Consider the following 21,765-nt stretch of genomic DNA (forward strand, 5'->3'; position numbering starts at 1 on the left):
TCAGAGGTCCTGACCCTTCGCCCTACGGCGCCGCCGCAACAGCACCAGCAGGAGGATCAGGACACTGATCACGGTCACCGCCAGGACGCCGCCCCGCGCCGACCAGCGGTGCGTGGCCAGCATGCCCTGGGCCACCAGCATGTTGAGGACGACCGAGCCGGCCAGTGAGGCCAGCAGGCGGGCGAACGGATCGAAGCCGCGCAGTGCGGCGGCGATTCCGGCGGCGGGTGCCGCGAGCAGGAAGAAGAGCGTCAGCGGGGCGCGCAGCGGTGAGTGGGAACCGGTGAGCGCGAGCAGTGCGCCGAATCCCCCCACGGCGGTCGCGGCGCCCGCGAGCAGCGGCGTCAGGTCTCTGCCCGACACGGTCGAAGATGTCCGGAGACGTGTGGTCTGCATGGGCGACGTTTCCCCCCAGAAAGCGCCGGATGCCGGGTTTCAATGTCGCGCAGTCCACCGGGGACCGTCAAGGGCGCACCCCACCGCGGTCCTTGGCTTCGGCACCGATTTTGGCATGGACACTTCCCGTCGCCACGTGTCGTTGCTACGACGGATACGGCAGAGATCCTGCTAAAGGGAGGTTCCATGAGACGTTCCCGATTTGCCGCGTACGTCGGCTCACTCCTCCTCGCCCTCGCCGCAGTCCTCACCGGGACAGGCACCGCCCACGCCGCCGAGGGCCCCTATGTGGCCCTGGGCGACTCCTATTCCTCGGGTGTCGGCGCGGGCAGCTACATCAGTGCGAGCGGCGACTGCAAGCGCAGCACGAAGGCCTACCCCTACCTCTGGGCAGCCGCCCACTCACCCTCGTCGTTCGCGTTCACCGCGTGCTCGGGCGCCCGTACGGGTGATGTTCTGGCGAACCAGCTGACCCCGCTCAGCTCCGCCACCGCGCTCGTCTCCATCAGCATCGGAGGCAACGACGCCGGCTTCGCCGACGTCATGACGACCTGTGTGCTCCAGTCCGACAGCTCCTGCCTCTCCCGGATCAACACCGCGAAGGCGTACGTCGACTCGACGCTCCAGGGCCAACTGGACACCGTCTACTCCGAGATCAGCGGCCGGGCCCCCAACGCCCACGTGGTCGTCCTCGGCTACCCCCGCTTCTACCAGCTCGGCACCACCTGCCTCGGCCTCTCCGAGACCAAGCGCAAGGCCATCAACGACGCCGCCGACTACCTCGACACCGCCATCGCCAAGCGGGCCGCGAACCACGGCTTCGCCTGGGGCGACGTCCGCTCCACCTTCACCGGGCACGAACTGTGCTCCGGCAGCGCCTGGCTGCACAGCCTCAACCTGCTCAACATCGGCGAGTCCTACCACCCGACCGCGGCCGGCCAGTCCGGCGGCTATCTCCCGGTCCTGAACAGCGCGGCCTGATCCCCTCTCACGGGGACTCAGTGGGGGAGGCCTCGCCGGTGTCGGTCGGGGTCTCCGCCACGCAGGTCAGCGAGAAGGGGACCGAGTTGGACGTCTTCTCGACGGGATCGCGGACCTCCACGCTGACGGAGTCCTGGAACGTCCCGCTGTCGTCCTGCGTGGTGACGAACCGCCTGTCCTCCTGGGTCTTTCCGCCCCCGGCCGGGAAGGTGAGCGACTTCCAGTTGCCGTTCACCGAGCCGTTCTTCGACACCCAGCGGTAGGTCACCGTCGCCGGGAGCCGGCCGACCGTCAGCGTGACCGTGAAGGTGGGCGCCGCGGACCTGTCCGGCGGGCAGGAGCCCGTGTAGTCGGTGTTCGAGCCCGCCAGCGAGACGTCCACCGACTGCGGCGCGGGCGCGCTCGTGGTGCTGCTCTTGCTCGGACTCGGGGACGGGGTGTCCTCAGCAGTCTCGTCCGCCCCGGTCCGCGCGGGCGAACTCACCACCGGAGCGGTGTCCTTGGCGGTCTCCCCGCCCTTGTCGCCGTTGTCACGGTTCAGCAGCGCGTACGTCAGCCCGGCGATCGCCAGCGCAACGGCCAGCACGCCCACGACCAGGACGACCCCGGCGCGGCGGTTGCGCTCCGGTGCTCTTGAGGGCGTGGTGACAGGAGTGGAGGTCGGCGTGGGCGCGGGCCGGTACGGGGCCGTCGACGGCTCCTGCGGGAAGGGGGCCGCGACGGTCGAGGCGTACGGCCCCGCCTGCACGGCATCCGCCCGGGGGGTGCCTCCCGCCCCGATGATCCGCAGCTCCTGCTCGGCCCGGTCGGCCGGCAGCCGCTCCGCCGGGTCCTTGCGCAGCAGCCCCTCGATCACCGGCGTGAGCGGACCTGCCCGGTACGGCGGCGGCAGCTCCTCGTCCACGATCGCGCGCAGGGTGCTCAGCGGGGTGTTCTGCCGGAAGGGGGAATTGCCCTCGACGGCGGCGTACAGCAGCACGCCCAGCGACCACAGGTCGGACTCCGGGCCCGGGGTGCGGCCGAGCGCCCGCTCCGGGGCCAGGAACTCGGGCGAGCCGATCACCTCGCCGGTCATCGTCAGCGCCGAACTGCCCTCGACCTGGGCGATCCCGAAGTCGGTGAGCACCACACGGCCGTCGTTCGACAGCAGCACGTTGGCGGGCTTCACGTCCCGGTGCAGCACCCCGGCCTCGTGCGCGGCCCGCAGCGCGGAGAGCACCTCGGCACCGATGTGCGCGGTCCGCTGCGGACTCAAGGGGCCCTCGGCGTCGAGGAGTTCGGCGAGCGAGATGCCGCGCACCAGCTCCATTACGATCCACGGGCGACCGTCCTGGGTGGCCACGTCGTACACCGTCACCACATTGCGGTTGGCGACCCGCGCCGCCGCCCACGCCTCGCGTTCGAGGCGGGCGTACAACCGTTCGACCTCGTGTGTCGCCAGTCCGTGCGGCGCACGCACCTCCTTGACGGCGACCTCGCGGTTCAGCACCTCGTCACGGGCGCGCCACACGGTTCCCATGCCGCCCTCGCCGAGCGGGGACAGCAGGCGGTAGCGGCCCGCGATCACTCGTTCACTGCCCGGTTCTTCGGACACGGGCGTCCCCCATTCGCATCCGGGCGAAATCTCCACTCCGCGTGATGTCGCACGTGAATTCTGTACAAAAGTAGCTCAGCCGAGTGCGGATGCCGCCCCCTTGAGCACCAATCCTGCCCCGAGAGCCACCACGACGAACGCCGACATCAGGGGCGCGGTCCTGCGCACCAGCGCGGTCATCGGGCTCGCGGCCAGGCGGGGGCGCCTGTCCAGCAGCCGTGTGACTCCACTGCCCAGCCTGACGACGGCGAATCCGGCCGCGGTCAGGGTCAGGGCGAGCCCGACGCCGTACGCCACGACGAGCAGCAGACCGAACCAGGCCTGCCCCAGCGCGGCGGCCCCGACGAGCACGACGACGGCGGAGGGACTGGGCACGAGACCACCGGCGAAACCGAGCAGGATCGTGCCACGGAGGGTGGGGGCGACGGCGTGGGTGTGCGTGAAGCCGCCGTGGCTGTGTTCCAGGGTGTGGGGGTGGTCGTGGGGGTGCGGGTGCCCGTGATCGTGGCCGTGGTCGTGGGTGTGACTGTGTCCGTGGTCGTGGTCGTGGGTGTGTCCGGGTGTGTGGGTGGGCGCGTGCGTCTCCGCCGTCGCCGGGGCGGTCTCCGCGTGGGCGGCGACCAGGACCAGCGAGCGTTCCTCGGCTTTTTCGGCGTCGGGCGCGTGATCGTGCGCGTGGTCGTGAGTGTGCCCGTGTCCGTGCTGATGAGCACGGGTGCGCAGGGCTCGGCGCAGCAGGGTGACGCCCGCCGCCGTCACCATCACCCCGCTCGCGATGCCCAGCCACGCGATCACCGAGGGCGCGGCGGCCGAGCCGGCCGTGACGAGGAGGCCCAGGGCGACCACGCCCAGGGTGTGGGTGACGGTCACCGAGGCGGCCAGCGGCAGGACGTCCTTCATCCGGGCCTTGCCGCCGCGCGCCGCGGCCACCGCGGCCATCAGGGTCTTGCCGTGCCCCGGGGCCAGCGCGTGCATCGCGCCGAGCACGACCGCGATGAGCAGGGCGAGCGCGGCGAAGCCGACGGTGAGGTCGTGCCGGGCGACCAGGGAGTCCAGGGCGCGCGTCCAGCGGTCGGCGCCACGGGGCAGCACGGAGGCGGCGGGGGCGTCCGACCGCTCCTCGGCGAGGGCCGCGCCGCCCGGCCGCACGCGCAGCGAGGCGGTCACCGTGTCGGCGGGGGAGGACAGCAACTCCTGCGGATACGTGGTCAGTTCGTCCGAGACCGACTTCGTGGGGACGTCCGACCCGGTGAGCGTCATCCGGTCACCGCGCGCGGTGATCTCGCGCCAGCCGGGGCCGGAGTCGGTGCCCGCGCTGTGGAAGCCGAGCGTGACGGTGGCGTCCTCGGGCAGCGGGGCGGTCAGCCGGCACTCCACGCGCAGGGTGTTCAGTCCGGCCTGACCGGGACGCACGCGCGCGTGGCTGTTCTGCACGCTCAGGGCGACCGTACGGCCGTCGACGCTGACCTTGGCGCCCTCCGCCGCCGTGTCGCAGCGCTGGGCGGCCCACCCGGTCATGCCGAGCTTCTCGATGTCCGGCTCGGCCTGCGTGGCCGGGATCTCGGCGAGGTCCTCGACGTGGTCGACGCGGAGCGCGCCGGGGGCGGCGACGAGACCGTCGTAGCGATTGACGGTGAAGTTGCCGAGGGGGTGGGCGCTCGCGCTGCTGGAAGGGAGCAGCGCGAGCGCACAAGCCGCCGTCAGGACGGCCGTGAGGGACGCGAACAGACGGCGGGGCTTCACTCGGACGCCTCCTTGAGAGCCTTGCGGGCCTCGCGGGCGCCGAGAGGGGAGAAACCGGGGTTGAGCTTCAGGGCGGAGCCGAGCTGGCTCCGGCCCTCCTTCGTGTCCCCCGCGGCCAGTTCGATGATGCCGCGGTGGTAGCGGAAGGAGGCGTTGCGGTAGCCGGTGGCGGTGGCCTGCCGGGCGTACGGCAGGGCCTCCTTGTCCCGGCCGTTCACGTGCAGGGCCCAGGCGAGAGCGTCCGCGGTGTGCACGGTGTGCCGGCGGGCCCACTCGGCGCGGGCGGCCTTCAGGGCGGAGGCCTTGTCGCCGTGGTCGGCGGCGGCCATCGCGGTGTCGAGGTCGGCGTTGACGCCGTTGGCGCGGGCGAGTGCCGTCCACGCGTCCACGAGCGCGTACTGGTCCCCGGCCTTCGCCTCGTCGCCGTCGCCGCCCCGGTCCTCGTACAGCTCCCCGAGCGCGACGAGCGGCCCGGGCAGCGGATATCGGGCTACGACGGCCTCCATGCCCTTGATCGCGGCGGCGCGGTCCCCGCTCGCGGCCTGGGCGCGGGCCCTGCCCTCCAGGGCGGGGAGGTAGGCGTCGTCGGCGGCCAGCGCGCGGGCGTAGTCGGTCAGAGCCGTGTCGTAATCGCCCTGGTTCCAGGCGAGTTGGCCCAGCGCGGAGGCCACGTAGGCGATGTCGCCCGGAGTGGTCGCGGTCGACAGGGCCCGCTCCAGTACGGTGCGGGCGGTACGGACGTCACCACGGAGTTCGTGGACGTAGGCGTAGCGGGTGAACACCGGGATGCCGGGCCGCCGTTCGTCCGCGAGGTCGGCGGCCTTCGACGCCTCCTCGTAGCGGCCCAGTTCGACGAGAGCGTCGATCCGGGAGGAGAGGGCGCGCTCGTTGTACGGGTTCTGCTTCAGCGTCCTGTCGGCGTACGTGAGGGCGCCCTTGAAGTCGTGCCGGGCCGCGGCGAGCGCGGCGAGACCGGCGAGGCCCTGCTCGTTGTCCGCCTTCGACTTCAGTGACTTCCTGAGGGCTTGCTCGGCCTGCGGATACCGCGAGGGGTCGCCCTTGGTCCGTGCCTGCTCGACGTAGGCGAGCCCGAGGGTGGCCCAGCTGCCGAAGTCCTTGGGCTGGCCGCGCAGATGGGCCTGGATCGCCCTGATGCCCGCGTCGAGGTCCCCACTCGCCATGAGCCCGGGCGAGACCGCCGACGACGAACTGGCGACAGCGGCCGTGCCACCGTCCCGCAGCGCTCCGAAGGCGATCGACCCGCCCGTCAGCGCCACGGCCAACAGCGCCGCACATCCGGCGAGTTGAGCGGCCCGCCAGCGTCGCCCGGCCGCCGAGACCCGCCGCACGGCGGCGACCTTCTCGTCATCGGCCTGCGCAGAGGGCTCCACGCCCTCCGACGAACCGCTCTGCTCGTCCTCGGGTGCGCTGTCGGTCGTAGACCCGGACATTGCCCTCTCCAGTTCCGTTCGTGATCGTGTGTGCGGCGCGGCCTGCGCCGTGGGGGATGAGTACGCGCAGGCCGCGCCAGTAAAGGGGGGTGAGTGGAGGTGGTCAGGGGCGCGGGGCTGTGTCGACTAGCGGCTCCGCCGCGGGGCGCGACCAGCCCCCACATACCCGCAGCCGCCAGACGACGGACCGAGGCACCCCCTTAGGCACCGTCGGCCTCAGTAGGCACGCCCCCGCACCCGACGCCACCACATCAGCGCCGCCCCGATGAGCGCGATACCCGCGGCACCCGCACCCGCGGACCCGGCGATCAGCGTCATGTTGTCCGACCCGGAGGACCCGGCCGGAGACAGCGCGTCCCCGAGCTGGTTACGGACGTCGTTCCCACCGGACGTGCCCTTGGCGAGCGGACCCCGCGAACCCTCCGTCGGCAGCGCCACGTACGGGAACGACTTCTCGAAGTCCTTGTCGTTCTTGTCGACGGCGTCACCGAGGTCGTTCTTGGACCCGACGAGCTCACCCTCGACGACCTGGAGCGAGGCGTCGATCACGTCGTCGGTGAGCCGGCGGCCGTTCGGGAAGCCGGCGTTGTCGCCATCAAGCACACCGAGCCGCTTCGGAGAATCGGTGGGCTTGATGGACGTGTTGAGGCGCAGTTCCTCCGCGGGGCGGACGTGGGGCGGCTGGTTCAGCCCCTTCACACCCTTGAGGAACACGTCCACGAGGTCGTTGCGGGGCTCCTTCGGGGCGGGGATCTTGTAGATCGCCTCGATGAGCTTCGGCAGTTCGGGGTTGGTCACGTTCTTCAGGAACTGCGCGTCGTACTCCGGCGAGGACGCGTTGAACTTGTCCTTGTCCTTGAGCGGGTTGACGACCTCGTTGACGAGCGGGTTGCCGAGGCGCGAGACCTGGGAGTAGTAGCCCTGCGCGTTCCTGCGCTGGGTCGTCGACCAGATGCCCACGACCGGCTGGTGCGAGGACTCGGCGATCACGTCCGTCGGGACCTGGAGGGCGATCGAGTTGACGTTGTAGCCCTTGAGCGTGTCGTTGCCGACCTCGGTGAGGTTCCCGCCGTACAGGAGGTCGAAGACGCGCAGGTCGGCGAAGAACGGGTCGTCGGCCTGGCCGGCGAAGGCCGTCGCGTCACCCGGAAGCTTGTAGACCGCCTGGTCGCGCAGCTTCTCGTAGTTCGGCATGGACGCCTTGCCGACGTTCGACGGGGCCACCGGGATGTCGTCGGCGACCTTCGTCTTGTACTCGACCTTCCCGTACTTCAGCCGGAAGAGCTCGATGTCGTACGTCTGCGTGACGTTCAGGTCCGGGTCGTCGAGGCTCTCGACCACGCCGGTGTTGTACAGGAACGACTTCTTGTTCTTGACGTGCGTCTTGAACGTGAAGCGGTAGAGCAGGTCGCCCTGTCCGTCACCGTTGTTGTCGATGTGGAGGTCGTACTGCGCGTCCTCGGCGAACTGGTAGAAGTTCGGGCCGCCCCCGGGCTCCTCGAACGGGATCCAGTTGGCGACGATCGTCGTCGAGTCGGGCTTGTCGGGGCTGACGAACGCGTACACGTCCGTGTTGTCGTACTGGGGGTCGCCCGAGATCAGTGGGGCCTCCCGGTGACTGGAGGCGGAGGCCGCCCCCGGTTCCAGCGTGGCCACACCGGCGGCTGCGAGCCCCCCGGCGGCCAGCGCACCACATACGAGAGTCACGAGACTCCTGCGTCCCGAGCCGCTCCTGGAGATAGGTGTCATGCCGTCCGTCCTCAGTCCAACTTGCCTGACGCTCGGTGATTCGGAGCGGTGGCCGGGGCGGATTGGTCGAATCTCAAAACTTCTTTTCTGCTGCTCGACCCGCGTTTTCGACGTTCTGATCCGTAACCCCATCCGGAGGTGTGTTCGTTGCGAATACCTCGTGGGACGGGACGGCCCAGGTGCGGCTTTGCGGGAGGGGGCGGCGAGTTGGAGGCGGACGAGCTTCTGGTGCTCGTGGCGGGTGGGGACCAGAGGGCTTTCGAGGAGCTCTACGGGCTCGTCGCCGGGCCGGTGTTCGGGCTCGTACGGCGTGTGGTGCGTGATCCGGCGCAGTCGGAGGAGGTGTCGCAGGAGGTGCTGCTGGAGACCTGGCGGTCCGCCGCGCGGTTCGACCCGCGCCGGGGCAGCGCGCTGTCCTGGATCCTCACCCTCGCGCACCGCCGCGCCGTCGACCGGGTGCGCAGCGCCCGCGCGGCCGGTGAACGCGAGCAGCGCGAGGCACGCCGGGCCCACCACCCCGCCTTCGACCAGGTGACCGAGGAGGTCGAGGCGGGCCTCGAACGCGAGTGGGTGCGCCGCTGCCTGGACCGGTTGACCGAGCTCCAGCGCCAGTCGGTCACCCTCGCCTACTACGACGGCTACACGTACCGTGAAGTGGCGGAGCGGCTCTCGCTGCCGCTGGGGACGGTGAAGACGCGGATGCGTGACGGACTGACCCGCTTGCGGGAGTGCCTGGGAGGTGCGGCATGAGCCTCTTCCGCCGGGAAGATCTGCACTCCCTCGCGGCCCCTTACGCCCTGGACGCGCTGGAGCCCCCCGAGCGGGCCCGCTTCGAGAGGCACCTGAAGGACTGCGACAGCTGTGCGGCGGAGGTGCGTGCGCTGTCCGAGGACGCGGTACGCCTCGCGTGGTCGGCCGCCGCGCCACCGCCGACCGCGATGCGCGACCGGGTGCTGGCCGCCGTACGGACCATCCCGCAGGAGTCCGCCGTACGGCCGGAGCCGGCCCGCGCGCGACCGGAGCCGGCACGGGCGCGCAAGTCGCAGCTGCCGCCCCATGTCTGGGGTGTCCAGCCGCCGCCCCGGCAGCGTCAGCGGCGTCCCCTGTTCGCGCCCTTCGCGACGGCCACCGCGGCCGCGGCGCTCGTCGTCGCCTCGCTGTTCGCCGTCCAGGCCAACCGGACCCAGGACGAACTGGACGCGCAGAAGGCCCAGGCCAGTGAGATCGCCCACGTTCTCCAGGCCGCGGACGCGCTCGCGACCCGGGGCCAGGACGCACAGGGCCGGACGATCGGAGTGATCGCTTCCGCATCGGAGGGGCGCGCGGTCGTCACCCTGAGCGGGTACGGCGCGCCCCCGAGCGGCCGCGTGCGTCAACTATGGGCCATGCGCCCCAACGAGCAACCGCGCTCCCTCGGGCTCTTCGCCGCCGACACGCCCTTGGTCGCGAGCGGACTCGACAAGTCCGCGACCTCACTCGCCGTGACGGTCGAGCCCGACGGTGGGTCACCACAGCCCACCACCCAGCCGGTTGTCCAACTCGCCCTGAAATCTGTTGGATTCGGAGAGTAATCATGGAGGGGTCGTCAACACCCTTGCGGGGAAGGTGAATCCTGTGACGCCGATACACGTGTGCTCCGACGGGGCGATAGGGTTACCCTGCCCGGGCCGGGTGGACTCGTACGGGTGGGGAGTGACATGGAACAGATAGCAGTGCGCAGGGCGAGGGTCCCTGCGATCACCTGCGGGAGCAGCGCGACCAGTTCGCGCCTCGACCGCCATCTCTCGGTGCTTTCGGGGCCGGCCGTCCCGCAGCGCGAGGCGGCCGAGGCGACGTCACTGATGCGCGAACTGACCGCGCGTGACCCCGCCAAGCAGGAGCGCAGTGACAGGGGTGCGCGGGTGCGCCGCGTCTCGCTGTTCGCGCCACTGCGCCGACTGCGCCGTTCGCTGTTCGGCGGGCGCTGAGCCCTCGCCGCCCGGTATCGTGCTGCGATCCTGTCCGTCATCCCCACGGCGTGCAGCACGATCCAGGTGAGCCTTCCCGTACGCGGCACCTTCGGCATGCGCGCCTCCGAGGTCGACCCGGGCCCCGGCAGGGCCCGAACTCCCCTCCCGGCAAGAGGTGTCAGCCCTCGCCGCGTGCATATCTCCGTACGGCGAGCGGCGCGAAGACCGCGAGCAGCACCGCACACCACAGCAGTGACCCGGCGATCGGATGTGCCACCGGCCAGGCCGCGCCCTCCGGTACCGGAGCGTTGCCGAACAGGTCCCGCAGGGCCGTGGTCACCGCGCTGATCGGGTTCCACTCGGCGAGGGTGCGCAGCCACCCGGGCAGCCCCTCGGTCGGGATGTACGCGTTGGACAGCAGCGGCAGGATGAAGGTCGCCCCGCCCAGCTGGCCCGCGGCCTCCTCGCTGCCGGTGAGCAGGCCGAGGAATATGCCGATCCAGGTGGTGGCGAACCGGAACAGCAGCAACAGCGCGACAGCGCCCACCGCTTGGAGTGCGGACCCCTCGACGCGCCAGCCCACCGCGAGTCCCACCAGCAGAAACGGCACCATGCCGGCGGCGGTGACCACCACGTCCGCGACCGACTGACCCAGCGGCACGGCCGCCCGGCTGATCGGCAGGGTGCGCAGCCGGTCCGTCACGCCCCGGTGGACATCCTGGGCCGCCTGGAACATCCCGGTCATGATCCCGTTAGCCGCCGTCGCCACCAGCAGGCCCGGCACCAGGAAGGACCGGTACTGCTCGCCCGGCATCGCCAGCGCGCTGCCGAAGACATAGCCGAAGAACAGCAGCATGGTGATCGGCATGGTCTGGGTCAGGATCAGCAGTCCGGGGTTGTTCCGGACCCGCCGCAGCTGACGGCCCAGCATCGCGGTGCAGTCGTAGGCCTGCATGCTCATACCGCAAGCTCCTTGGTGAGTCGAAGGAAGACCTCGTCGAGGGTCGGTGGCCGGATGCTCGCGTCGAGCAACGGCACGCCCGCGGCGTCCAGTTCGCGCACCAGCCGGGGCAAGGTGAGCGTCGTGTCCCGGGTCACCGCGCCGACCGAGTTCCGCTCTTGGTCGAACGACGGTTCCCCGCCGGTGAGTTGGTCGAGGACGCCGGCCGCCCTCACCAGGACGTCCGCGTCCGCGACCACGATCTCCACATGCGCCCCGATCAACGCCTTGAGCTGGGCGGGCGAACCCGTGTGCGCGACCCGCCCCTTGTCCACCAGGGCGATGTCATGGGCGAGTTGGTCGGCCTCCTCCAGGTACTGCGTGGTCAGCAGCACGGTCGTGCCGTCCGCGGTGAGATCGCGCACGGCGGCCCAGATCAGGTTGCGGCTGGCCGGGTCGAGCCCGGTCGTCGGCTCGTCGAGGAACAGGATCTCGGGGCGGCGGATCAGGCTCGCCGCCAGGTCCAGGCGGCGGCGCATCCCGCCCGAGTAGGTGGACGCGGTGCGGTCGGCGGCCTCGGTCAGTCCGAAGCGGTCGAGCAGCTCGGCGGCCCGCTCGGCCGGCCCCCGCACCCGGTGCAGCCGGGCGAACAGCCGGAGGTTCTGCCGTCCGGTGAGGTCCCCGTCGACCGACGCGTACTGCCCGGCGACGGCGATGGCGCGCCGCACCGCCGCCGGCTCCCGGACGAGGTCGTACCCGGCGACCCGCGCGGAACCGGCGTCCGGCCGCAGCAGCGTGGTCAGCAGCCGCATCGCCGTGGTCTTGCCCGCCCCGTTCGGGCCGAGGATGCCGCAGACCGTGCCCGGAGCGACCGCGAGATCGAGGCCGCGCAGGGCATGGACCTCCCCGAACCGCTTTTCCAGACCTTCACTAAGTACAGCGTACGTAGAAGTCATGGCAGGACCATAGCGCACTACGTACGCTGTACGTAACTAGGATGGTGGCCGAGGTGATGATCGATGGCGGGCCGAGCGGCCGTACCTGAAGTGATCTGGGCCCGTCCCGAGCGGACGGGGCGCGGGCCGAAACCTGCGTTCACCAGGGCGGACATCGCGGCGGCCGCGGTGCGGCTGGCGGATGCCGGCGGTCTGGACGCGGTGTCCATGCGGCATGTCGCGGCCGAACTGGGCTGCGGGACGATGTCGCTGTACAACTACGTCCCCCGCAAGGAGGACCTGTACGAGCTGATGGTGGACGCGGTCAGCGGGGAGCACGAGCTGTTCGAGCCGACGGGGGACTGGCGGGCGGACATGCTGCGCAACGCACGCCAGACCAAGGAGCTCATGCACCGGCACTCCTGGATGCCGCGCCTGATGTCAGGGGTGTACGGCTTCAGCCCCAACGCCCTGCGCTACCTGGAGCACTGCCTCGCCTGCCTCGACCCGCTGGACGCCCCCTACGGCACGAAGATCGAGCTGGTCGCGATGCTCAACGGGTGCGTGACCACGTACGTCTCGAACGAGCTCTCCACGGCCGAGCGGGTGCGGTCGCTGCCGTGGTCGCAGGAGCAGGAGAACGCGGTGCGGATCGCGTACCTGGGAAGTCAGGTGGCGTCCGGGGCGTATCCCCGGCTGGCGGCGTCGTTCATGGAGGACGCGGGGCCGATCGACCTGGACGCGGTGTTCGAGCGGATGCTGGGGCGGGTGCTGGACGGCTTCGAGCCCAGAACCTAGAGCAGCGTGAGCTGCCCCTCCGGCCCCTCCTCGTGCCCGTCCAGGACCGACGCCGGCCTGCGGGCCGAGTCCGGGACCGGCAGCACCCCCGCCGCGCGCAGATCGGCCGCCGTGATCCGTGACGTCGGCTCGTCCTGGAGCGGCTGGAGATCCGCCAGCAGGGCCAGCACGGTGATCAGCTCCAGGAGTTCGGACGTCCACGTCTGGGGCCAGGTCGCCGGACGGATGGCGGACAGCGTGCCCGGCTCCGGTTCCGTGACGCGCGCCGCGAACCACTGCTCCAGTACCCGCACCCCGCCCGCCTCGAAGTCCCAGGCCTCCGGCGGCACGGGGGAGACGCGGCCCTCGTCCAGCAGCAGGGCCTCCTCGTCGCGGTCGTAGTCCAGGATCAGCGGACGGGACGGCAGAGGGGCGCGGACGTACGGTCGGCGGCCGCCGGGCAGCTTCGGGCGGTCGCCGTCGCGGCGCATCAGCCACAGGACGCGGTGGCCCGACTCGACGCCACGGGACCACGGTTCGGGGTCGTCGGGGAGCGGGACGGTCAGGTCCGGGCGGATCGCCGCCATGATCCAGGCGAGGACGTCCAGCGGTTCCACCGGGATCCCGAGCCGCGAGCCCAGGTGCTCCAGGAGGCCCGGGGCCAGGTTCGGTTCCGTGCCGCCCGGGCGGCGGTACAGCGGGCGGATACGGCCCGGGCGGAGCAGGGGCAGCAGCGAGGTCGCGAGGAGCTGGGGGCCCCGACCGTCCGTGGGTGTCTCCACCACGAACACCTGGTCCTCGTCCGCCACCCGCCACAGCTCGGGCCGGGCCGCGTCGATCAGCCGGTGGTCCGGGATCAGCCACTGTTCGTCGAAGGGGGCGTGCAGGACCCGCACCGGCTCCGGGCAGGGGCCGGTGGCGCGCGCGAGCCGCTCCGTGCCGCCCGTGCGCCCCGGCAGCTGTCCGACCGCCGAGCGCAGGGTGCGCGAGCGGGTGGGCTCGAACAGGGCCTCCCGGTCGGGACCCTCGGCCTTCAGCAGGGCGTCCCAGCGGGCTCTGAGGGACGCCGCGTCGGGGCCCGTCGGCCACCCTCGGCCCAGCCGCGGCGGTGCGACGGACCACGGCATGAGGTCCGCCAGCGGCGGAGCGTCATCGTGCGTCACGCTGGGCATCGTACGACTTTCCGCCGACAGGCAGCCGGGGCCGGTGGGTTCATGTGGCGTCCAGAGTCACCGTGAAGGAGAACCGGTCACCCCGGTAGTGGATCACCGCCGCGTCGAGCACCCGGCCGCCCGTGTCGTAGGTGACCCCCGTGTAGTGCAGGATCGGGCTGAGCAGCGGGACTTGGAGCAGCCGGGCGGTCTCGGGGTCCGCGAGCCGCGCCTCCACCGTGTCCGTGATGCGGCTGATGTCCGCTCCGACGACGTCCCGCAGCACCTTGGTCATCGGCCAGCGCGCCAGGTCGGACGGGTCGACGCGCGCGGCCAGTTCGGGACGGACGTAGTTGCGGGCGTGGTTGGTCGGCTCGCCGGTCTTCTCGTCGCTGCGCAGCCGGTGGTACGCCGCCACCTCGTCCAGATCCGGGAAGAACTCGGCCAGTTCGGACGGCACCGGTGACTTGCCGTGCTCCAGCAGCTCGGTCGTCATGCCGGACTGCTGGGCCACGATCGCGTCCACCGAGCCGAGCAGCCGGACCGGGCTGCCCCGGCGGGCGTCCGGTTCGATGAAGGTGCCCCGGCGCCGGTGACGGGTGATCAGCCCCTCGTCCTCCAGCTCCTTCAGCGCCTGCCGCATGGTCAGCACGCTCACGCCGTAGTGCCCCGCCAGCTGTTCCTCGGTGGGCAGGCGGAGCGGGTCCTGGGGGGAGCGGCCGAGTATCGAGGCGCGCAGGGACTGCGACACCTGGTACCAGAGCGGCAGCTTGCGGTTCAGGACGATCGAGTCGGGAGCGAAGGAGGTCACGGGCTATCCGTACCTTCCGCGGTTCGGTCAGTGCAACGGGCGGAAGTGACGTTCCAGGCCCCGCCACACGTCGTCGTAGTGCGCCTGGAGGTGGTCCGCCCGGGCCGCGTGCGCGGTGAGCGTCACCGGCCAGCGGGTCTCGAACATGAACGCCAGCCCGTCGTCCACCTTCTGCGGCTTCAGCTCGGCCGCGCTCGCCCGGTCGAACGTCTCCCGGTCGGGCCCGTGCGCCGACATCATGTTGTGCAGCGAGCCGCCGCCCGGCACGAAGCCCCCCTTTCCGGCGGTCTTCGCGTCGTAGGCGCCCTCGATCAGGCCCATGTACTCGCTCATCACGTTCCGGTGGAAGTACGGCGGCCGGAAGGTGTCCTCGCCGACCAGCCAGCGCGGCGCGAAGACCACGAAGTCGACTCCGGCCAGACCCGGGGTGTCCGACGGGGACGTCAGCACGGTGAAGATCGACGGGTCGGGGTGGTCGTAGGAGATGGAACCGATGACGTTGAAACGGCGGAGGTCGTAGACGTACGGCACGTGGTTGCCGTGCCAGGCGACCACGTCGAGCGGGGAGTGGTCGTAGGTCGCCGTCCAGAGGTTGCCGCAGAACTTGTTGACCACCTCCACCGGCCCCTCGACGTCCTCGTACGCGGCGACGGGGGCCAGGAAGTCGCGGGCGTTGGCGAGGCCGTTGGCCCCGATCGGGCCGAGGTCGGGGAGCTGGAACGGGGCCCCGTAGTTCTCGCACACATAACCGCGGGCGGATGTGTCCAGCAGCTCCACGCGGAAGCGCACCCCACGGGGGATCAGCGCCACATGGCCGGGCTCCACATGCAGCAGCCCGAACTCCGTGCGCAGCAACAGCCCGCCGCGCTCCGGGACGATCAGCAGCTCGCCGTCGGAGTCGCTGAAGACGCGGTCCATGGAGTCGGTGGCGTGGTAGAGGTGCACGGCCATGCCGGTGCGCTGGGTGACGTCGCCGTTGCCGCCGAGGGTCCACAGGCCGGCGAGGAAGTCGGTGCCCTCGGGGGGCTCGGGCAGCGGGTTCCAGCGCAGCCGGTTGGGGTCGGGGACCGACTCGGTGAACGGGGCCGTACGGATTCGGCCGTTGTGGGTGTGGGTGAACGGTGGATGCGCGGCGGACGGGCGGATCCGGTAGAGCCAGGAGCGGCGGTTGTGGGCGCGGGGCTCGGTGAACGCCGTACCGCTGAGCTGTTCCGCGTACAGGCCGAGGGGGGCGCGCTGGGGGGCGTTGCGGCCCTCGGGGAGGGCGCCCGGGACGGCCTCCGAGGCGTGCTCGTTGCCGAATCCGGAGAGGTGGGCCAGGCCCTCGGCGGTCTTGCGTGCGTCGCCGCGCGTGATGGCTGCGTCCCCGCTCATGATCGCTCCCTTGCGGTCTGATTCCTATGGAACACCGTAGGATTGCGGTGTCGTCGGCGCAAGGGGGCGTTCCGTGGAACCGTTTCCCCGCCCGTGACCTCCTCAGGGAGGAGGAGAACCAGACCCCAGGGGGATTCGCGTTGTCGGACCCGTGTTCTACGCTCCCCGGCATGTCGTGGACGCGGGGACTCCTTGCCCTGCTCGCGGTCTGTGTCCTTCTGGTGACCGGATCCGTGAGCTGTGGCGCCAATGGGGCACAGGAACGCAAGGACGGACAGTCGGTCTCACCGGTGGGCAAAGTCCTTGACGACACCGACCACGAGGGGCGGCACTACCGGGAGGTCGACAAGGAGAACGCCCCCGACGTCGGCATAGTGGTGCAGCCGGACACCGACGACAGCTGGTCCGTGCGGCTGACCGTCGAGAACTTCACCTTCTCGCCCGCCACGACGAAGGCGAAGGCGGTCTCCGGCCGCGGTGTCGCCGTCCTCTTCGTGGACGACCGCCCGGTCACCACCCTGCGCGCCCCGTCCTACCACCTCGCGGCCGCGTACGTCCCCCAGGGCACCCACAAGGTCACCGCCCGGCTCTACGCCGACGACGGCACCGTCTGGGCCGTCGACGGCACCCCGGTGGAAAGCACGGCAGACGTCACGGCGTCGGAGCCGCGGGCGACGGGGGGCGGGGCGTCGGAGTCGGGGGTCACGGGGAGCGGCGGTTCGGAGTCGGGGGTCATGCGGAGCGCGGGCGGTGTTTCGGGCTCGCGGGTCGTCACGGGTGCGGGCAGTGGCGCTTCGGGGGCGCGGTCCTTCACGAGGACGAGCTTGAGCGGCGGTGCATCGGGCTCGCAGCTCACCGTGAGTGGGGGCGGCGATGTCCTGGGATCGCAGGCCGGGGCGGACCCCGGTGACGTGGCGGCCACGCGGGCCGGTGTCGGCGTCGGCACGGCCTGGAACGCCGCGGCTACCGGTGGTGGCGTCCCGGCCCCGCAGGCGGGCGGCAGCACCGGCGGCGCGGTCTCGGAGGCGCGGCTCCTGGCGAGTGCCGGCGGCGACGCGGCTCCGCAGGTCGACTCGAGCGGTGGCGGCACGGCCGCGGCAGCGCAGCCCGCGGCGGCTACCGGTGGTGGCGTCCCGGCCCCGCAGGCCGGCGGCAGCACCGGCATCGCAGCCTCCCCGCCCGCGGCGGGCACCGGCGCCGCCGACGGCACCGCCGCGCAGGCGCAGCCCGTGACGAGTGCCGGCGGTGGCCGATGAGTGCCGCAGGCCCCCCGCCCCGTACCAGGTGGCAGGGTTCACCGGACGACGGCGGAAAGGCATCATGAAGCCCGTGCCCCAAGCGACCTCGCTTCGCCGCGCCCCCGTGCAGCGGCGCAGCGCCGAACGGCTGACCAGAATCCTCGACGCCTGCGCCGACCTGCTCGACGAGGTGGGTTACGACGCCCTCAGCACCCGCGCCGTCGCCCAGCGTGCCGGCGTGCCCATCGGCTCCGTCTACCGCTTCTTCGGCAACAAGCGGCAGATGGCCGACGCGCTGGCCCAGCGCAACCTGGAGCGGTTCTCGGCCGGCGTCACCGACCGTCTCAAGGAGTCCGGCGAGGAAGGGGGCTGGCGTACGGCGATGGATGTCGTCCTGGACGAGTACCTCGCCATGAAACGCACCGCCCCCGGCTTCTCCCTCGTCGACTTCGGCAACCAGATCCCCGTCGGCGCCCGTCACGCCGAACCCAACCACCGCGTCGCCGACCGCCTCACCGAACTCCTCTCCGGCTACCTCTCCCGCGAACCGGACGACGACCTGCGCCGCACCTTCCTCATCGCCGTGGAAACCGCGGACACCCTGGTTCACCTGGCCTTCCGCATGGCACCCGAAGGCGACGAGCGGATCATCCAGGAGGCCAGGGAGATGTTGCGGGCTTATCTGGCGAGGGTTCTGGACTGAGACGTCGCCGGAATTCGCCGGTGAAGGCCTCCCCTCCATGCATACCGGTCGGTATGCTCACCCCGACAGGCACCGCTGCCCCGGGAGGACCCGTGTCCCGCACCGCTCTGCGTATCTGCCCCCTGTGCGAGGCCACCTGTGGTCTGACGCTCACCGTCGAGGGAACCCGGGTCACCGGTGCCCGCGGAGACCGGGACGACGTGTTCAGCAAGGGGTTCATCTGCCCGAAGGGCGCCGCCTTCGGAGCCGTCGACGGCGACCCCGACCGGCTGCGCACGCCTCTCGTACGACGGGACGGCGAGCTGCGCGAGGCCACCTGGGAGGAGGCCTTCGACGCCGTCGCCGCCGGAATCCGGGCCGTCGTCGAGGGACACGGGGCGAACTCCGTCGGAGTCGTCCTCGGCAACCCCAACGTCCACACCGTGGCCGGTGCCCTCTACCCGCCGGTGCTGCTCGCCGGCCTCGGCACCCGGAGCATCTTCACCGCCTCCACGGTCGACCAGATGCCCAAGCACGTCTCCAGCGGGCTGCTGTTCGGCGACGCCAACGCCATCCCCGTGCCCGACCTAGACCACACCGACCACCTGCTCCTCATCGGCGCCAACCCCCTGGAATCCAACGGGAGTCTGTGCACCGCCCCCGACTTCCCCGGCAAACTCAAGGCGCTCAAGGCCCGCGGCGGCACGCTCACCGTCATAGACCCCCGCCGCACCCGCACCGCGAAGCTCGCCGACCGGCACATCGCCGTCCGGCCCGGCACCGATGCCTTGCTGCTCGCCGCGATGGCGTACGTGCTATTCGAGGAAGAGCTCGTGGACACGGGGGAGTTGACCCCGCATCTCCAAGGGCTCGACGAACTCCGGGAACACATAGAAGACTTCACCCCCGAGGCCGTCGCCGCCACCTGTGACGTCGACGCCCCCACCATCCGCACCCTCGCCCGCGAACTCGCCGGCGCCCCCACCGCCGCCGTATACGGCCGCATCGGCAGCTGCACCGTCCCGCACGGCACCCTCGCGAGCTGGCTCGTCGACGTGCTCAACATCCTCACCGGCAACCTCGACCGGCCCGGCGGCGCGCTCTTCCCGCAGGCCGCCACCGACCGGACGCCCCGGCCCGCGGGACCCAGCCACGGGTTCGCCCTCGGGCGCTGGCGCTCCCGGGTGAGCCGACACCCGGAAGCGAAGGGGGAGTTGCCGCTCTCCGCACTCGCGGAGGAGATCGACACCCCGACCGCGGAGGGCGAGCCGGTCCGGGCGCTGATCGCCGTCGCCGCCAACCCCGTGCTGTCCGCTCCCGACGGCGACCGGCTCGACAAGGCCCTCGGCTCGCTCGACTTCATGGTCAGCTTGGACCCGTACCTGAACGAGACCTCGCGCCACGCCCACGTCGTGCTGCCGCCGCCCCCGCCCTCCCAGAGCCCGCACCACGACTTCGCCTTCAACACCCTCGCCGTGCGCAACCAGGTCCGCTACACCCGCCCCGCCGTCCCGCTGGAGCCCGGCCGGATGGCCGAGACGGAGATCCTCGCCCGACTGATCCTCGCCGCGACCGGCATGCACGGCGCCGACCCGTCCGCCGTGGACGACCTGGTCATCGGCCAGACCCTCGGCAAGGCGGTCAAGGACACCCACTCGCCCGTGCACGGCCGCGAACCGCGCGAGCTGGCGGCACTTCTGCAGGGCGACACCGGCCCCGAGCGCCGGCTCGACATGATGCTGCGCCTCGGCCCCTACGGCGACGGTTTCGGCGTACGACCGGACGGGCTGAGCCTCACGCAGCTGCTCGCGCATCCGCACGGCATCGACCTCGGACCGCTGAAGTCCCGGCTGCCGCAGCCGCTGAAGACCAGGAGCGGCAAGGTCGAACTGCTGCCGCGACCGATCGCGGACGACCTGCCCCGGCTCCGCGAGGCCCTGCGGCACCGGCCCGACGGGCTCGTCCTCGTCGGCCGCAGGCATCTGCGCTCCAACAACAGCTGGATGCACAACGTCCCCGCCCTCACCGGCGGAAGCAACCGCTGCACCCTGCACATCCACCCCGAGGACGCCGAGCGGCTGGGCCTGAAGGACGGCGCCGCGGTGCGGGTCAAGGGCGCCGGGGGAGAGGTGGTGACCGAGGCCGAGCTCACCGACGCGATGCGCCCCGGCGTGGTCAGCCTGCCGCACGGCTGGGGTCACGACCGGCCCGGCACCCGGCTCGGCCACGCCGCCAAGAACCCCGGCGTCAACGTCAACCAGCTCCTCGACGGCAGCCTGCTCGACCCCCTCTCGGGCAACGCGGTCCTCAACGGCGTACCGGTACTGCTTGTCCCCGGGGGCTGAGTCGAGATGCGGCTACCGCCGCGCGGCCCCCGGACCCCCGGCAGAAAAACAGCCGCCGTGGCGACGCTGTGAGCAGCGCAAAGCTGTGACCAGCAGTTTTGCGCTTATTGCTCGCATGTCAACGTCTTGTTAACGCTGCTTGACGCAACCTAACGTCATCGCACTGCCGACTCCGGTGGGAGTTCAAGGGCGAACGTTAGGTATCCACTCATGCTGACCATCCTCGGCTTCGCCATGATCGCGACCTTCCTGGTCCTGATCATGATGAAGAAGATGTCGCCGATCGCGGCGCTCGTGCTGATCCCGGCACTGTTCTGTGTCTTCGTCGGGAAGGGCGCCAAGCTCGGTGACTACGTCATCGACGGCGTCACCAGCCTCGCCCCCACCGCGGCGATGCTCATGTTCGCGATCGTCTACTTCGGCGTGATGATCGACGTCGGCCTCTTCGACCCGGTCGTGCGGGGGATCCTGAAGTTCGCGAAGGCCGACCCGATGCGGATCGTCGTCGGTACGGCGCTCCTCGCCGCGATCGTCTCGCTGGACGGCGACGGCTCGACCACCTTCATGATCACCGTCTCGGCGATGTACCCGCTGTACAAGCGCCTGAAGATGAGCCTGGTCGTGATGACCGGCGTCGCCGCCATGGCCAACGGCGTGATGAACACCCTGCCGTGGGGCGGCCCGACGGCCCGCGCGGCCACCGCGCTGAAGCTCGACGCCAGCGACATCTTCGTCCCGATGATCCCGGCCCTCGCCGTCGGCCTCCTGGGCGTCTTCGTCCTCTCGTACGTCCTCGGCATGCGCGAGCGCAAGCGGCTCGGCACGCTCACGCTGGAGGAGGTCCTGGAGCCCGCGGAGGCCGAGACGGTCCTGGTCGGCGCGGGTTCCGGCGCCGGCGCCGGCTCCGGTGACACCAAGGTCCCCGCTCCCGCGGGCGGCGCGGGCTCCGGCACCGACGCCCCCGAGGAGGGCGACGCGGAGCGCTTCCAGGTCCTCGACCCCAACCGGCCCACCCTGCGCCCCAAGCTCTACTGGTTCAACGCGCTGCTCACGGTCACCCTCCTCACCTCCATGATCATGGAGTGGCTGCCGATCCCGGTGCTGTTCCTGCTCGGCGCCGCGCTCGCGCTCACCGTGAACTTCCCGCACATCCCCGACCAGAAGGCCCGCCTGGCCGCCCACGCCGACAACGTCCTCAACGTCTCCGGCATGGTCTTCGCCGCCGCCGTCTTCACCGGCGTCCTCCAGGGCACCGGCATGGTCGACCACATGGCCCGCTGGATGGTGGACGTCATCCCCGAGGGCATGGGCCCGCACATGGCCCTGGTCACCGGCGTCCTGAGCCTCCCGCTCACCTACTTCATGTCCAACGACGGCTTCTACTTCGGTGTCCTGCCGGTTCTCGCCGAGGCCGGCGCGGCGCACGGCGTCACCCCGCTGGAGATGGCCCGCGCCTCGCTCGTCGGCCAGCCGCTGCACATGTCGAGCCCGCTCGTCCCGGCCGTGTACGTCCTGGTCGGCATGGCGAAGGTGGAGTTCGGCGACCACACCAGGTTCGTGGTCAAGTGGGCCGCGCTCACCTGCCTGTTGATCCTCGGGGCAGGCATCGTCTTCGGAATCATCTGACCTTCTCTCCACGGAGGATTCGC

The 21,765-nt window shown here is 71.3% G+C and carries 19 protein-coding genes; 9 read left to right on the forward strand and 10 right to left on the reverse strand.

Annotated features, from left to right (window positions below; translation table 11 throughout):
* Entirely contained in the window at positions 1-396 is a 396-nt protein-coding gene (locus tag ABZT02_RS22355) for a hypothetical protein (RefSeq protein WP_356019749.1), read from the reverse strand.
* A gap of 186 nt (positions 397-582) precedes the next feature.
* On the opposite strand from ABZT02_RS22355, the gene ABZT02_RS22360 reads away from it, so the two are divergent.
* The gene (locus ABZT02_RS22360) at positions 583-1,377 is read left to right on the forward strand and encodes an SGNH/GDSL hydrolase family protein (protein ID WP_356019751.1); all 795 of its coding nucleotides are present in this window, start codon (positions 583-585) and stop codon (positions 1,375-1,377) included.
* A gap of 7 nt (positions 1,378-1,384) precedes the next feature.
* Here ABZT02_RS22360 and ABZT02_RS22365 read toward each other — a convergent pair whose 3' ends face one another.
* The 4 genes from ABZT02_RS22365 to ABZT02_RS22380 all read right to left on the reverse strand — a co-directional run bounded on the left by ABZT02_RS22365 (position 1,385) and on the right by ABZT02_RS22380 (position 7,914).
* Complete coding sequence (locus tag ABZT02_RS22365; protein ID WP_356019752.1) at positions 1,385-2,971, reverse strand: serine/threonine-protein kinase; 1,587 nt, start codon at positions 2,969-2,971, stop codon at positions 1,385-1,387.
* 75 nt (positions 2,972-3,046) lie between these two features.
* Positions 3,047-4,714, reverse strand: coding sequence for a sulfite exporter TauE/SafE family protein (locus tag ABZT02_RS22370; RefSeq protein ID WP_356019753.1), 1,668 nt, complete (start codon positions 4,712-4,714; stop codon positions 3,047-3,049).
* On the reverse strand, positions 4,711-6,165 hold the full coding sequence (locus tag ABZT02_RS22375) for a tetratricopeptide repeat protein (protein WP_356019755.1): 1,455 nt from the start codon (positions 6,163-6,165) through the stop codon (positions 4,711-4,713). The genes ABZT02_RS22370 and ABZT02_RS22375 overlap by 4 nt, the downstream gene beginning before the upstream one ends.
* 216 nt (positions 6,166-6,381) lie before the next feature.
* The gene (locus ABZT02_RS22380; RefSeq protein WP_356019756.1) at positions 6,382-7,914 is read right to left on the reverse strand and encodes a DUF4331 domain-containing protein; all 1,533 of its coding nucleotides are present in this window, start codon (positions 7,912-7,914) and stop codon (positions 6,382-6,384) included.
* 207 nt (positions 7,915-8,121) lie between these two features.
* Between ABZT02_RS22380 and ABZT02_RS22385 the strand changes: the two genes are divergently transcribed.
* From ABZT02_RS22385 to ABZT02_RS22395, 3 genes are all read left to right on the forward strand, one after another.
* Entirely contained in the window at positions 8,122-8,664 is a 543-nt protein-coding gene (locus tag ABZT02_RS22385; protein WP_356019757.1) for a sigma-70 family RNA polymerase sigma factor, read from the forward strand.
* Positions 8,661-9,485: an anti-sigma factor gene (locus ABZT02_RS22390; RefSeq protein ID WP_356019759.1), complete on the forward strand. Its 825-nt coding sequence runs from the start codon at positions 8,661-8,663 to the stop codon at positions 9,483-9,485. The genes ABZT02_RS22385 and ABZT02_RS22390 overlap by 4 nt, the downstream gene beginning before the upstream one ends.
* A gap of 126 nt (positions 9,486-9,611) precedes the next feature.
* Positions 9,612-9,881, forward strand: coding sequence for a hypothetical protein (locus ABZT02_RS22395; RefSeq protein WP_356019760.1), 270 nt, complete (start codon positions 9,612-9,614; stop codon positions 9,879-9,881).
* Between the two features lie 160 nt (positions 9,882-10,041).
* On the opposite strand, the gene ABZT02_RS22400 is transcribed toward ABZT02_RS22395, so the two are convergent.
* Both ABZT02_RS22400 and ABZT02_RS22405 read right to left on the reverse strand, forming a co-directional pair.
* Positions 10,042-10,824 carry an ABC transporter permease gene (locus ABZT02_RS22400; RefSeq protein ID WP_356019761.1) on the reverse strand — a complete coding sequence of 261 codons (783 nt, stop codon included), beginning with the start codon at positions 10,822-10,824 and terminating at the stop codon, positions 10,042-10,044.
* Positions 10,821-11,759: an ATP-binding cassette domain-containing protein gene (locus ABZT02_RS22405; RefSeq protein ID WP_356019762.1), complete on the reverse strand. Its 939-nt coding sequence runs from the start codon at positions 11,757-11,759 to the stop codon at positions 10,821-10,823. Before ABZT02_RS22405 ends, ABZT02_RS22400 begins: the two co-directional genes overlap by 4 nt.
* Before the next feature lie 63 nt (positions 11,760-11,822).
* On the opposite strand from ABZT02_RS22405, the gene ABZT02_RS22410 reads away from it, so the two are divergent.
* Positions 11,823-12,536 (forward strand): TetR/AcrR family transcriptional regulator, encoded by a 714-nt coding sequence (locus ABZT02_RS22410; RefSeq protein ID WP_356019763.1) that lies wholly within the window; start codon positions 11,823-11,825, stop codon positions 12,534-12,536.
* Here the strand turns inward: ABZT02_RS22410 and ABZT02_RS22415 are convergent.
* Genes ABZT02_RS22415 through hmgA form a run of 3 tightly spaced genes read right to left on the reverse strand, consistent with a single transcriptional unit; the run spans position 12,533 to position 15,851 of the window.
* Positions 12,533-13,687 (reverse strand): type ISP restriction/modification enzyme, encoded by a 1,155-nt coding sequence (locus ABZT02_RS22415; protein WP_356019765.1) that lies wholly within the window; start codon positions 13,685-13,687, stop codon positions 12,533-12,535. The genes ABZT02_RS22410 and ABZT02_RS22415 overlap by 4 nt on opposite strands.
* 40 nt (positions 13,688-13,727) lie before the next feature.
* Positions 13,728-14,477, reverse strand: coding sequence for a GntR family transcriptional regulator (locus tag ABZT02_RS22420; protein ID WP_356019766.1), 750 nt, complete (start codon positions 14,475-14,477; stop codon positions 13,728-13,730).
* Positions 14,478-14,504: 27 nt separating this feature from the next.
* Positions 14,505-15,851: a homogentisate 1,2-dioxygenase gene (gene hmgA, locus ABZT02_RS22425; protein ID WP_356019767.1), complete on the reverse strand. Its 1,347-nt coding sequence runs from the start codon at positions 15,849-15,851 to the stop codon at positions 14,505-14,507.
* Between the two features lie 170 nt (positions 15,852-16,021).
* Between hmgA and ABZT02_RS22430 the strand changes: the two genes are divergently transcribed.
* From ABZT02_RS22430 to ABZT02_RS22445, 4 genes are all read left to right on the forward strand, one after another.
* Positions 16,022-17,107, forward strand: a complete 1,086-nt coding sequence (locus ABZT02_RS22430; protein ID WP_356019768.1) for a hypothetical protein — start codon at positions 16,022-16,024, stop codon at positions 17,105-17,107.
* Positions 17,108-17,171: 64 nt separating this feature from the next.
* Positions 17,172-17,792 carry a TetR/AcrR family transcriptional regulator gene (locus tag ABZT02_RS22435; RefSeq protein ID WP_356019769.1) on the forward strand — a complete coding sequence of 207 codons (621 nt, stop codon included), beginning with the start codon at positions 17,172-17,174 and terminating at the stop codon, positions 17,790-17,792.
* Positions 17,793-17,884: 92 nt separating this feature from the next.
* Positions 17,885-20,116, forward strand: a complete 2,232-nt coding sequence (locus ABZT02_RS22440; RefSeq protein ID WP_356019770.1) for a molybdopterin oxidoreductase family protein — start codon at positions 17,885-17,887, stop codon at positions 20,114-20,116.
* A gap of 210 nt (positions 20,117-20,326) precedes the next feature.
* Positions 20,327-21,742 carry a citrate:proton symporter gene (locus ABZT02_RS22445; RefSeq protein ID WP_356019772.1) on the forward strand — a complete coding sequence of 472 codons (1,416 nt, stop codon included), beginning with the start codon at positions 20,327-20,329 and terminating at the stop codon, positions 21,740-21,742.
* Positions 21,743-21,765: the final 23 nt, after the last annotated feature.

Origin of the sequence: Streptomyces sp. NPDC005402 (genome assembly GCF_040606575.1) — a bacterium.
Taxonomy (GTDB): Bacteria; Actinomycetota; Actinomycetes; order Streptomycetales; family Streptomycetaceae; genus Streptomyces.